Here is a 12,281-nt window from a genome sequence, read left to right on the forward strand (position 1 = left end):
CTCCGTCGGGCGCACGATGCGCCGGCGAGCATGCACGATCGCCGACGGGCACGAGTATGGCCAGGCCGCAGAACGCCTCTCGGCGCGAGGCCGCTCGAAGCGGCGAATATTGGAGCCCGGGGTTACTGCGGCCCGGCCGCCGACAAGTCTACCGGAGCTGCCGCCGGCGTCGGATCATCCGAATCGGCCGGAGACGTAGTCCTCCGTCGCCTGCACGGACGGCTTGGTGAAGATGGTGGCGGTGTCGTCGTACTCGATGAGCTTGCCCGGCTTGCCGGTGCCCGCGATGTTGAAGAACGCCGTGCGGTCGGAGATGCGGGTGGCCTGCTGCATGTTGTGGGTCACGATGACGATCGTGTACTCGCGCTTCAGTTCCTCGATGAGGTCCTCGATCGCCAGGGTGGAGATCGGGTCGAGAGCGGAGCACGGCTCGTCCATGAGCAGGATGTCGGGGGAGACGGCGATCGCGCGCGCGATGCAGAGCCGCTGCTGCTGGCCGCCGGAGAGGCCGGATCCTGGCAGGTGAAGGCGGTCCTTGACCTCGTTCCAGAGGTTGGCGCCCTGCAGGGACTGCTCGACGAGGTCGTCCTGGTCGGTCTTCGACATCCGTCGGCTGTTCAGCTTCACGCCGGCCAGCACGTTGTCTCGGATCGACATCGTGGGGAACGGGTTCGCCCGCTGGAACACCATCCCGACTTGGCGGCGCACGAGCACGGGGTCCACCCCCGGTGAGTAGAGGTTGTCGCCGTCGATGAGCACCTCGCCCTCGACGTGGGCGCCGGGGATCACCTCGTGCATGCGGTTGAGGGTGCGCAGGAAGGTGGACTTGCCGCATCCGCTCGGGCCGATGAACGCCGTCACGGTTCGCGGTTCGATCGTCATGCTGACGCCTTCGACGGCGAGGAAGTCGCCGTAGTACACGTTGAGGTCGTTCACGTTGATGCGCTTGGACACGATGGCTCCTGTTTCGGTTTCGTACCGCTTCGAGTCTCTAGCGGAGACCCTTGGGTGCGAACACCTTGGCGACGATTCGGGCGATGAGGTTGAGGATCACGACGAGGATCACGAGCAGCAGGGCGGCGCCCCACGCTGACTGGTACGACGCGGGAATGTCCTGTGACGGGAACTTGTAGTCGGAGTAGACCATCACGGCGAGAGTCTGCATGGGGTTGCTGAACGGATTCGTGTTGAGGTTGGTCGTGAAGCTGGCGGCGATGAAGATCGGCGCAGTTTCGCCGATCACGCGTGCGATGGCCAGCATGACGCCGGTGATGATGCCGGCGATCGCGGTCGGCAGAACGATGCGCACGATGGTGGAGAACTTCGTCACGCCGAGCGCGTACGACGCCTCACGCAGCTCGCTGGAGACGAGCTTGAGCATCTCCTCCGTCGAGCGGATGACGATCGGGATCATCAGCACCGACAGCGCGATCGACGCCGAGAAGCCGCTGAACGCCTTCGGCCCGACGATCAGAGTGAACAACGAGAACGCGAAGAGGCCGGCGACGATGGACGGGATGCCCGTCATCACGTCGACGAGGAACGTCACGGTGCGTGCCATCCACTGCTTGGGCTGTGCGTATTCGACGAGGTAGACGGCGGCGAGGATCCCGATCGGGATCGAGATCAGCGAGGCGATGCCGGTGATGATCAGCGTGCCGACGACCGCCTGCCACGCGCCCTGCACGATCGTGACCTTGAGCGTCTGCGGGTCGAAGACCGTGCCGCCGGTCTTGAAGATGAAGTCCCACGTGAGCGCGGGCGCTCCGCCCACTATCACGGTGATGAGCGTGGAGACGAGCGGGATCAGCGCGAGCAGGAACGCGATCGTGACGAGCCCGCGGATCACACGATCGGTCGCCTTGCGCCTGTTCTCGACCACGGTGGAGAGGATGCCGATGCCGAGCAGGTAGATCACCGCGCTGAGCACGAGCCATCCGACGATGCTGAAGCCGAGCATCGCCAGCACGGCGGCCGACACCGCGAGAGCGCCGAGCAGCGTGTAGAACTCCACGAACCGCGGCAGTTGAGCGGATGTCAGGGCATTGGGAACCGGTCCGCGTGGGCGTCGGCTGTTGGAGACGGCGGTGGCGGTCATCGGTCCGGATTCTCCTCTGCTGCCAGTTCGGTGCGCCGGTCACCGGCTTCGTCGTCCTCGGCCGCGATCTCGGACCGGATCCGCACGGGGCTGCTCGTCGCATCGGCGGTGAGCACGGTGGTCGGATCCGTCGGAGGGAGTTTGGCGGCTGCCTTGTTCTTGCGGCGGTTGCCCGCGCCGGTGCGCGAGATGATCCAGCGCGCGACGAAGTTGACCCCGAAGGAGATGATGAACAGCATGAGGCCCGTTGCGATGAGGCCGGAGCGCTGCAGGTCGTTGGACTCGGGAAAGTTGTTGGCGATGTTCGCTGCGATGGTCTGCGAGTTGCTCGTGTCGGTGAGGATTTTGAGCGAGTACACGAGCGACGGCGACATGATCATGGCGATGGCCATGGTCTCGCCGAGGGCTCGGCCCAGTCCGAGCAGGACGGCGCTGACGATACCGCTCCGCGCGTACGGGAAGACCGCGAGCCTGATCATCTCCCACTTGGTGGAGCCGAGCGCGAGCGCCGCCTCCTCGTGGAGCCGGGGCGTCTGCAGGAAGATCTCGCGCGAGATCGAGGTGATGATCGGCAGGATCATGACGGCCAGCACGATCCCCGCAGCGAGCATCGTGGAGCCGGTCCGCGACGCCTGTCCACTGAAGAGCGGGATCCAACCGAGGTATTGGTTGAGCCAGTCCTGAAACGGGATGATGAACGGTCGGATGATGAAGATGCCCCACAGGCCGAAAACGACGGAGGGCACGGCGGCGAGCAGATCGACCAGATAGCCGAGCACTCCTGCCAGGCGTCGCGGGGCGTAGTGCGAGATGAAGAGCGCGATGCCGATGGCGACGGGCGCGCCGAGCACGAGCGCGATGATCGAGGAGAAGAGCGTTCCCCAGACCAGCGTTCCGACGTAGTCCCAGAACGAGGTGTGGCCCGCCGTGGTGCCGCCGGCGAGCTCGGGTGTCGCCGCCCAGTTCGCGGCGATCGCAGGGGCCGCCTTGATGATGAGGAACAGCGCGACGCCGGCGAGGATCACCATGATCAGCCCGGCGGAGCCGGTGCTCAGGAACTTGAAGATCCGGTCGGCGGGCCGGGCCTTCACCCGGGACGTCCCGGTTCCCCGCTGGGGGGAACCGGGACGCTGTGGCGCTGCCGTTTTCGCACGGTCGTCCGGCAGGCTGTTCAACGCAGATCGCACGGCGGTGTTCTCTGTCACTTCTTGCTCTCTACGGCTTGTCGGTACGGGTGGAAGACGGTGTGCGCCCGATTGGTGCGACGTTACTTGACCGAGGCCAGCGTGTCAGCGGCCTTCGCGAGGAACGAGTCGGGCAGCGGGGCTGCACCGGCGTTCTTGGCACCCACCTGCTGGCCGGTGCTGCTCACGATGAAGCCGAGGTAGGCGGCTGTGACCTTGCCCTGGTTCGGGTCCTTGAAGGTCTTGCACAGCACGTCGTACGACAGCAGCGGGATCGGGTACGCCTTGGCGTTGTTGATCTTGGTGGTGTCGATGGTGACGGTCAGGTCGCCCTTGCCCTGCGGCGTGATGCTGCCGGACTGGGCCAGCGACTCGGTCGCGGCGGCTTCGCTGTAGCTGACGAACTTGCCGGTGTCGCCCACCTCGACGGCGGCCGCGGTGGCGTCGCCGATGGAGCTCTGGTCGGCGTAGCCGATCGTGCCGTCGCCGGCCTCGACCGTGTTCACCACGCCGGATCCGCCCTGCTGGCCGCTGCCGATCGAGTTCGGCCATGCGGTGCTGGCGTCCCACGTCCAGACGGACGGCTGCTGCTGGTGCAGGTAGGTGGTGAAGTTGTTGGTCGTGCCGGATCCGTCCGAACGGTGCACCACCGAGATCGGGGTCGACGGAAGCGTGACGCCCTTGTTGAGCGCCGCGATCGCCGGGTCGTTCCAGGTCGTGATCGCACCGGAGAAGATCGACGCGATGGTCTTCGAGTCGAGGTTCAGCTTGTCGACACCGGAGAGCTTGTAGATGATCGAGACGCCGGAGAGATACACCGGGATGTTGACGCCGCCGTCGGGACCGCAGGTCGTCTTCGCCTGCGTGAACTGGTCCGCACTGAGGGCGGCGTCCGTTCCGGCGAAGTCGTAGCTGCCGTTCAGCCAGTTGGTGACGCCACCGCCTGAGCCCTGCGACTTGTCGTAGTTGATCTTGACGTTGCCGGCCTGGGCCTGGAACGCGGCGGTCCATGCCTGCTGCACGTTCGCCTGGGCGCTCGAGCCGCCTGCGGTGAGCGTGCCCGACAGCGAGCTGTAGTCGACAGCGGCGGCCGTCTTCGTGGCCGTGGCGGTCGACGTGCTGTCGGAGCCGCCGCCGTTGCCGGAGCAAGCGGACAGCGCGAGCGCAGTGGCGAGCGCGACGGCACCCGCGGCGGCTGCATTCTTGAACTTCACTGTGTTCCCTTTCGGAAGTGGGTGTCTGCCGCGACGCCTGGGTTCAAGCCTCGAAACGCTGCGTCCGTGTATTCGGGTGGACGCTGTGTGAGGCGTGCGGCATGGGCCGGTGTCGGCCCGTTTGCGAAGCTATGCGCGGGGCGTGTCCAGAGTCTCGCGGACTGGTAAACGAGAGGTGAACGGACCTCGACGCGTAGACCTCACGCTGCGCGCTGGAGCTATGAGCGGAGGCCATTTCTGGCCTCCGCCGCGACGCTCCCTCTTGCTCGGCCGGACGGCGGAACGACGCCGCCCGGAACCGGCTCGTTGGACCCTGAACCGCCAGCCGTCTCGGCCGGCGGTTGTGAGAGAGGAAGCTCAGTCCCTTGGGCTGTGCGTCTCGATCGCGATGATCCCTGAGGACGGATTCGTCGCCGACAGGTGCACGACGGAGTACTCGCCGACCTCGAGCGCCGCGGCGTCCCTGATGTAGCTGCCCGTCGTGGTGCCCGTGGCGAGCGCGATCTCGCGCAGGATGTCGGGGATCACCGGTCCATGGCTGCAGAGCACGGCCGTCTTGCGGGATCGCACCCGCTTGCCGATCACCTCGCGGATGCCGACGGTCGCCTCGCCGGACTCCCAGAGGTCCTGCGACAGCTTCGTGGTGCGCTTCGGCTCGATACCGTACGCGGCGACGAGCGGCGCGACGGTCGCGACGCAGCGCACGGCGGTCGAGGTGACGATCCGCTTCGGCGCCCAGGCCGCGATGGTGGGGACGTTGCTGGCCGCCTGCAGCACGCCGGTCTTCGTGAGCGGACGCAGGGCATCCGCTCTCTTCCAACCGGAGCGGGGCGTTGCCTTGGCGTGTCGCAGCACGATGAGCGCGAACGTCTTCGTCACGCCCTCGTCGTAGAGCGCGGCCCACTGGTCGATGATCTCGGCGTCGCGCTTGTAGCTCAGGTATTTGCGCATGCGTCGCAGCGGCACCCATTCGATCGCCGCGATCTCGTCGTTCGGCACGAACGTCGACGCCTGAACGGCGCGTTCGGTCACCTCGGCCGACCAGTAGTGCACGTACTTCTCGCGTCCGCTGGAGATGACGTAGTTCGTGATGCCGAGCGGGACGCCGAGCGCGATCTGCAGGCCGGTCTCCTCGAGCACCTCGCGCTGCGCGGCCTGGGGGAGCGTCTCGCCAGGATCGACCTTGCCTTTGGGCAGCGTCACGTCACCGTACTTGGCCCGGTGCACGACCAGGATGTGCGGGGTTCCGTCGATGATGCGCCAGCACACGGCACCACCGGCGTAGATGACCGTTTCGGTCACCGGCGGCTCCCAGAACGCGGGCGCTGGGTGATCAACTGCATGAGCCTATTCTGCAGGTCGTCCAGCGGCTGTCCATCCTGGTCCAGACTGTGGCGCACCCAACTGCCGTCGGACTCCAGCCACCACGACGACGTGCGGTCGTCCATCGCGCGGTCGAACAGGTCGTCCAGTTCGGCGATGTGCGCGGCATCCGTGAGCCGTACCAGCGCCTCGACACGACGGTCGAGGTTGCGGTGCATCATGTCGGCGCTGCCGATGTAGACCTGTGGATCGCCGTCGTTCGCGAACGCGAAGATCCGCGAGTGCTCGAGGTACCTGCCGAGGATGGAGCGCACCCGGATGTTCGCGCTGTAGTCCTCCTGTCCGGCCTTCAGTCCGCAGATCCCGCGCACCCACAGATCGATGGGCACGCCGGCGCGGCTCGCCCGGTACAGCGCGTCGATGATGGCCTCGTCGACGATCGAGTTCACCTTGATGCGGATGCCGCTCGGACGGCCGGACTCGGCGTTGAGCCGCTCGTTGTCGATGGCCTTGAGCAGACCCTTTCGCAGGTGCAGCGGCGCGACGAGAAGACGCTTGAACTTCTTCTCGATCGCGTATCCGGAGAGCTCGTTGAACAGCCGGGTGAGGTCCTTGCCCACCTGGTCGTCGTTCGTGAGCAGGCCGAGATCCTCGTAGATGCGAGAGGTCTTCGGGTTGTAGTTGCCCGTGCCGATGTGGCTGTAGTGCTTGAGTACGCCCTCTTCCTCCCGCACGACGAGCGCCAGCTTGCAGTGGGTCTTCAGCCCGACGAGTCCGTAGACGACGTGCACGCCGGCCTTCTCGAGCTTGCGCGCCCAGTCGATGTTGGCCTGCTCGTCGAATCGGGCCTTGATCTCCACGAGCGCGAGCACCTGCTTGCCGCGCTCGGCGGCCTCGATGAGCGCCTCCACGATCGGGCTGTCGCCGCTCGTTCGGTAGAGGGTCTGCTTGATGGCCAGCACGTGCGGATCCCTCGCGGCCTGTTCCAGGAACGCCTGAACGCTCGTTGCGAAGGACTCGTACGGGTGGTGCAGCAGGATCGGTCCGCGCTCGACGGACGCGAACACGTCAGGCTTCGCGTTGGGCTCGAGCGGCATGAGCTGCACGGCAGTCGTCGGCACGTGGGTCGGATAGCGCAGGTCGGGTCGGTCGATCCGGGAGAGCTCGAACAGCCCACCGAGGTCGAGCGGTGCCGGCAGGCGGTAGACCTCCTGCTCGGTGATGTCCAGCTCGCGCACGAGAAGGCCGAGCGTGATGGGATCCATGTCCTGCGACACCTCGAGGCGGATCGGCGGCCCGAACCGGCGGCGCAGCAGCTCCCGCTCGAGCGCCTGGATGAGGTTCTCCGTCTCGTCCTCGTCGATCTCGACGTCCTCGTTGCGGGTGACACGGAAGACGTGATGCTCGACCACCTCCATGCCGGGGAAGAGATCGCCGAGGTGGTGGGCGATGAGGTCTTCGAGCATGATGAAGCGCATCTGGCCGACGGATTCGCGCTGGTCGATCCGCATGAACCTGGGCAGCATGGTCGGCACCTTGAGCCGGGCGAACTGCTCTTTGCCGGTCTTGGAGTTCCGGACACGGATGGCGAGGTTCAGCGACAGGCCCGAGATATAGGGGAACGGATGTGCCGGATCGACCGCGAGCGGCATCAACACGGGGAAGATCTGCCGCGAGAAGACGTCCCGCATCTGCACGCGATCGGCATCGTCGAGGCTATCCCAGGTGGCGATGGAGATGCCGACCTGCTCGAGTGCCGGAAGCACGCCGGCCTGGTAGGCGTCGGCGTGGCGCCGCTGCAGCTCGTGCGCCTTCTCCGAGACGTCGGCGAGCACGTCGACCGGCGGCCGCCCGGTGTTGGTCGGAACGGCGAGACCGGTGAGGATGCGCCGCTTGAGACCCGCAACGCGCACCATGAAGAACTCGTCGAGGTTGCTCGCGAAGATGGCGAGGAAGTTGGACCGCTCGAGCACAGGGACCAGCGGATCCTCGGCCAGCTCCAGCACGCGCTGGTTGAACGCGAGCCAGCTGAGCTCGCGGTCGAGGTAGCGATCTGGTGGAAGGCTCGGATCGAGCTGCGGATTCCACGGCTGCTCGAAGTCGTCATCGAATTCCGGGCTCAGTCCCGTGCCGATAATGGTGTCCTCGCCGTCCATCACCTCATCATGGCATCAGGGCGAGAACGCGGGGTTAACTCGCGACAGACCGTCGGTACGGCGCTCCGTCCTGCGCCCTCGACATCGCGGCTGTGCCGCTCACCGGCTCGATCGGGCTGCCTTCGTGAGCGAGCCCACTAGCCAACCCTCAATCGCCGATATTGCACGTCGATCGTGTCGTCGACGAAACCGGTGCGGCGATACAGGCCGAGCGCCCGGTCGTTGTCCCCTTCGACATAGAGGGACGCCCTGACCACGCCTCTCTCGCGCATCAGGAGAAGGCCGTGCAGCAGAAGGAAGCGACCGAGCCCCTTGCCTGCGGTCTCCGGATCCACGCCCAGCACGTACACCTCGCCCTCCGGCGAGCCCGGTTCGCGCTTCATCCAGTGGAAGCCGACCATGCGGCCGGCGGCGTCACGGGCGATCAGAAAGTCGCGTGCGTCGAACCACGGCTCCGCCTCGCGCTCGGCGAGGTCACCGGCGGTCATCGAACCCTGCTCGGGGTGCGCGGCGAAGGCGCGGGCGTTCAGGGCGAGCCAGTCGGCGGCATCCGTGTCGTGGTCGAACTCGGACACCCGGATGCCGTCGGGTGCGCCGACCGCGGACGCGTCGGTGCCCGCAGACCCGCCCGTTGCCGCAGGCCCGTCCGTGACCCCGGCGACGTCGTCCAGCCGAGGAAGGACGAGTCGCAGCAGCGTGCGCACCCGCTCGAATCCGTGGCTCGCCGCGAGTGCCCCGGCCGCCGGATGATCGCCGTGCGACCACGCGGACACGTCGCCGTCCAGCGACGGCAGCAGGCTCTCGAGCATGGCGGTCCCGTATCCGTATCCGCGCTGCTCCGGAGCCACCACGAGGTCCAACTCGCCTTCGCCGGTGGCCGCGGCGGCGACCACGATGCCGTCGAGAGCGCCCGCGTACGCGACGCGGCGGCCGGACGGCAGGTCGAGACGAGTCTGCTCGTTGAACGGATCGACGCCGTCCGCAATGTGCGCGGCATCCGCGATCGCCAGAACGTCCTGGAGTGCGTCGGCCGCGACCGTCCTGACGGTCAGCCGCGGTGCCGACGAGCCCGGGGGCACGGCCTCAGGCTTCCTCGTCGTCGTCGATGACGTTGAAGCGGTAGCCAACGTTGCGCACGGTGCCGATGAGGGACTCGGAGTCACCGAGCTTGGCGCGAAGGCGCCGCACGTGCACGTCGACGGTGCGGGTGCCGCCGAAGTAGTCGTAGCCCCACACCTCGCTGAGCAGCTGCTCGCGCGTGAACACGCGAGACGGATGCGTCGCCAGGAACCGCAGCAGCTCGAACTCCTTGAACGTGAGATCGAGCGGACGTCCGTGCACCTTCGCGGAGTAGCTCGCCTCGTCGATCGTCACGCCCGACGCCTGGATCTTCGACTGCATCGGATCGTTCGACCGGCGGTCGATCGCGAGACGGATGCGCGCATCCGCCTCGGCGGGTCCTGCGCCTTCCAGCACGACGTCGTCGATGCCCCAGTCGCCGGACACGGCGGTGAGCCCGCCCTCCGTGAGCACCAGCAGGACGGGCGTCGAGTTGCCGGTCGAAGCGAGGATCTTGCACAGGGAGCGGGCGCCGGCGAGGTCGCGGCGCGCATCGACGATGATCAGATCAGCGGCCGGCGCACCCACCAGGGCGGACGCGTCCGACGGGATCTGTCGCACCCTGTGCGAGAGCAGACCGAGTGCGGAGAGCACCTCGACCTGCGGCGTAGGCGTCAGCACCAAGAGTTGAGCCACGCGACCTCCCGCCGCCTCAAAGTATCCCGATCCTATCGGAGCGGATCCGGCGCTCCGCCCGCCCGGAGCCCGTTGCCGTCCCGCCTGTGTCTCGTCAGCGCGCCATTGGCCCGACACAGCGTAGCGGGGGAGAATGACCGGGTGACCGTCGAAACGCCCGCTCCGCCCATGAGGTGGACGTCCATTGTGCCAGTGTGGGCGGCGACGGCGATCGGGGCAGTCCTGGTCGGCGTGTTCGCCTCGGCGCACGAGTATCTCGGATGGCTCGGGGTCGTCATGGCCGGCAGCATCCTCGTCACGATGGCCGCGCAGCTGGGCACGCAGGACAAGCGCGGATTCGTCATCCGCATGGGCGCGAGCATCACCGGATCCTTCGTCATCCTGGCGATCGCGACGGGTGTGCTGGCCGCGGTCCACGCGTAGTCGCGCGAGGCCGGTTTCGGTCTCAAGGCAACCGACCGCCGAGACGGCGGTCGGCGCTGGGCCCCACGAGCCGGTTCCGGGCGGCGCTGTTCCGCCGTCCGGCCGAGCAAGAGGGAGCGTCGCTGCCGAGGTCAGAAATGGCCTCCGCTCAGAGCTCCAGCGCGCGCATCGATAGACTGGGTGCCATGCTCGTCACCCTCGAACTCGTGTTCGTCGGCCTGCTCTCGCTGGCCGTCCTCGCGATTGCCGGCGTCTCCGTCCTCGTCGTCTACAACCTGTTCCGGGGCCAGCGCTGATCTCGATCCCCGAAGGGCTCCCCGCGGAGCTCGTTCCCCTCTCGTGGCTCCTCGGAGTCTGGGAGGGCACCGGCGTGCTCGACTACACGGTCGGCGACGACCATGTCGAGCGGGAGTTCGGCCAGCGGATCAGCTTCAGTCACGACGGTCTTCCCGCCCTGGCTTACAGCTCGTACACGTGGCTGCTCGACGAGGGGCAGACACCGCTCAGCACGGAGCTCGGGTACTGGCGGCTCGGCCGCACGCTCCTGCCGGAGGATGCCGGCCCTGGCCTGCTTCCCGGGTCCGACGTTCGTCCGTTCAGCACGGCTCAGTCCGTCGAATCCCTCCGCACTTCGACGGGCGGGTTCGACATCGAGGTGCAGATCCTGCACCCGGACGGCATCTCCGAGCTCTATCTCGGCCAGGTGAAAGGCCCGCGCATCGACCTCGCAACGGATGCCGTCCTCCGCACCTCGGGCGCCAAGGACTACGCGGCGGCCACCCGCCTGTACGGCCTCGTGGAGTCCCACCTGCTGTGGGCCTGGGACATCGCGGCACTCGGACAGGATCTGCGCACGCACGCCTCGGCACGCCTCGCGCGCATCGACCTGGCCGGTGGGTCCGATGACGGCCACCCCAGGGTTCAGCAGGCGTCGGAGGGGCAGGGATCCGGGGCGCGTCCGCCCGAGGTGCAGACCCCCGGGGACGATCAGGCGGAAGACAAGGAGTGACCATCGTGTCCGTCGAACTGCCACGTTCTCCGTTCCTCGATCTTCCCGGCGCGGTCGCCACGTCTGATGATGCGGTCGATCGCGGCGTGCCAGCGCACTACGGCAGCCCGCTCGTCGAACAGCGCGTGCTCGAGGCGGGAGGGGCGGTCGTCGACCTGTCCACCAGGGGCGTCATCTCGGTCTCCGGCGGAGATCGACTGTCCTGGCTCGACTCGATGTCGAGTCAGTCGCTGCGCTCGCTGGCGCCGGGACGGTCGGCCGAGGCGCTCCTGCTCGACCCGTCTGGCCACGTGGAGCACGCGCTCCGTGTGCTCGACGACGGCGAGACCACCTGGCTCCTCGTCGAACGCGACGACACCGATGCCGTGCTCGACTTCCTGCTGAAGATGCGGTTCATGCTCCGCGTCGAGCCCGCCGATCGCACAGCCGAGTACGCCACGATCGGAACGCTCCTCGCCGCCGGATCGGTGCCGGGTGCCGGATCCGGACAGACAGCGGAATCCGATGGCATTGCAGGACTCCCTGACGTCATGGCCTCGGCAACGGCAGCGTCGAACGGCGTCACTCTCGTCTGGCACGACCCGTGGCCGGAGGTCGTCGCGGGCGGCCACCAGTACGCACAACCCGAGCACGAGCATCCTGGCATCGGATACCGCTGGGTGGAGGCTCTCGTACCGCGGGATGCGCTGGGCGCGCTCGCCGGGGCCGTCGCATCCGGCGAGCTGAAGGCTGCGGGTGAGCTCGCGGCGGAGGCACTGCGGATCGCTGCCTGGCGTCCCCGGCTGGCCGCCGAGGTGGACGACCGCACCATCCCGCACGAGCTGGACTGGCTGCGCACGGCGGTGCACCTGAACAAGGGCTGCTATCGCGGACAGGAGACCGTCGCCAAGGTGCACAACCTCGGGCACCCGCCGCGCAGGATGGTGTTCCTGCACCTCGACGGATCCCAGGGCGCGCAGGTGCCGGCCGGAGCAGAGGTCCTCGCAGGAGACACGGTCGTGGGCCGGGTGACGTCATCGGCACTCCACCACGAGCTGGGACCGATCGCGCTCGCCGTGGTGAAGCGCTCGACGGATTCCGGGTCCGACCTCGTGGTCCGGGTGGGCGACGAGCTCGTCG

9 protein-coding genes and 2 pseudogenes are annotated in these 12,281 nt (G+C 67.5%); 3 read left to right on the plus strand and 8 right to left on the minus strand.

Going from position 1 to position 12,281, the window contains the following annotated elements:
• Positions 1 to 174: 174 nt before the first annotated feature.
• The 8 genes from pstB to ACX9R5_RS07740 form a co-directional block, all read right to left on the minus strand.
• Positions 175 to 954 (minus strand): phosphate ABC transporter ATP-binding protein PstB, encoded by a 780-nt coding sequence (pstB, locus tag ACX9R5_RS07705; protein WP_459408401.1) that lies wholly within the window; start codon positions 952 to 954, stop codon positions 175 to 177.
• Between the two features lie 37 nt (positions 955 to 991).
• On the minus strand, positions 992 to 2,098 hold the full coding sequence (gene pstA / locus ACX9R5_RS07710; RefSeq protein WP_459408402.1) for a phosphate ABC transporter permease PstA: 1,107 nt from the start codon (positions 2,096 to 2,098) through the stop codon (positions 992 to 994).
• A complete protein-coding gene (pstC, locus tag ACX9R5_RS07715; RefSeq protein WP_459408403.1) occupies positions 2,095 to 3,303 on the minus strand; it encodes a phosphate ABC transporter permease subunit PstC in 1,209 nt (402 codons plus the stop codon). Before pstC ends, pstA begins: the two co-directional genes overlap by 4 nt.
• Before the next feature lie 62 nt (positions 3,304 to 3,365).
• Entirely contained in the window at positions 3,366 to 4,496 is a 1,131-nt protein-coding gene (gene pstS, locus ACX9R5_RS07720) for a phosphate ABC transporter substrate-binding protein PstS (protein WP_459408404.1), read from the minus strand.
• Positions 4,497 to 4,853: 357 nt separating this feature from the next.
• Positions 4,854 to 5,798 (minus strand): NUDIX hydrolase, encoded by a 945-nt coding sequence (locus tag ACX9R5_RS07725; RefSeq protein ID WP_459408405.1) that lies wholly within the window; start codon positions 5,796 to 5,798, stop codon positions 4,854 to 4,856.
• Positions 5,795 to 7,975 (minus strand): RNA degradosome polyphosphate kinase, encoded by a 2,181-nt coding sequence (locus tag ACX9R5_RS07730; protein ID WP_459408406.1) that lies wholly within the window; start codon positions 7,973 to 7,975, stop codon positions 5,795 to 5,797. Before ACX9R5_RS07730 ends, ACX9R5_RS07725 begins: the two co-directional genes overlap by 4 nt.
• 137 nt (positions 7,976 to 8,112) lie before the next feature.
• Positions 8,113 to 9,054, minus strand: coding sequence for a mycothiol synthase (gene mshD / locus ACX9R5_RS07735; protein ID WP_459408407.1), 942 nt, complete (start codon positions 9,052 to 9,054; stop codon positions 8,113 to 8,115).
• Positions 9,055 to 9,058: 4 nt separating this feature from the next.
• On the minus strand, positions 9,059 to 9,730 hold the full coding sequence (locus tag ACX9R5_RS07740; protein WP_459408408.1) for a response regulator transcription factor: 672 nt from the start codon (positions 9,728 to 9,730) through the stop codon (positions 9,059 to 9,061).
• Between the two features lie 141 nt (positions 9,731 to 9,871).
• Between ACX9R5_RS07740 and ACX9R5_RS07745 the strand changes: the two genes are divergently transcribed.
• The 3 genes and pseudogenes from ACX9R5_RS07745 to ygfZ form a co-directional block, all read left to right on the plus strand.
• Entirely contained in the window at positions 9,872 to 10,153 is a 282-nt protein-coding gene (locus ACX9R5_RS07745; RefSeq protein ID WP_459408409.1) for a hypothetical protein, read from the plus strand.
• Between the two features lie 292 nt (positions 10,154 to 10,445).
• Positions 10,446 to 11,039, plus strand: a pseudogene (locus ACX9R5_RS07750) (nitrobindin family protein); the annotation flags it as partial.
• Positions 11,040 to 11,179: 140 nt separating this feature from the next.
• Positions 11,180 to 12,281: pseudogene (ygfZ, locus tag ACX9R5_RS07755) on the plus strand (CAF17-like 4Fe-4S cluster assembly/insertion protein YgfZ); the annotation flags it as partial.

It is taken from the genome of Rathayibacter sp. CAU 1779, assembly GCF_054551755.1.

Bases quoted from the DNA above. Each gene is read 5' to 3' on its own strand.
- pstA (WP_459408402.1), bottom strand. From the start codon at position 2,098: ATGACCGCCACCGCCGTCTCCAACAGCCGACGCCCACGCGGACCGGTT.
- ACX9R5_RS07730 (WP_459408406.1), bottom strand. From the start codon at position 7,975: ATGGACGGCGAGGACACCATTATCGGCACGGGACTGAGCCCGGAATTC.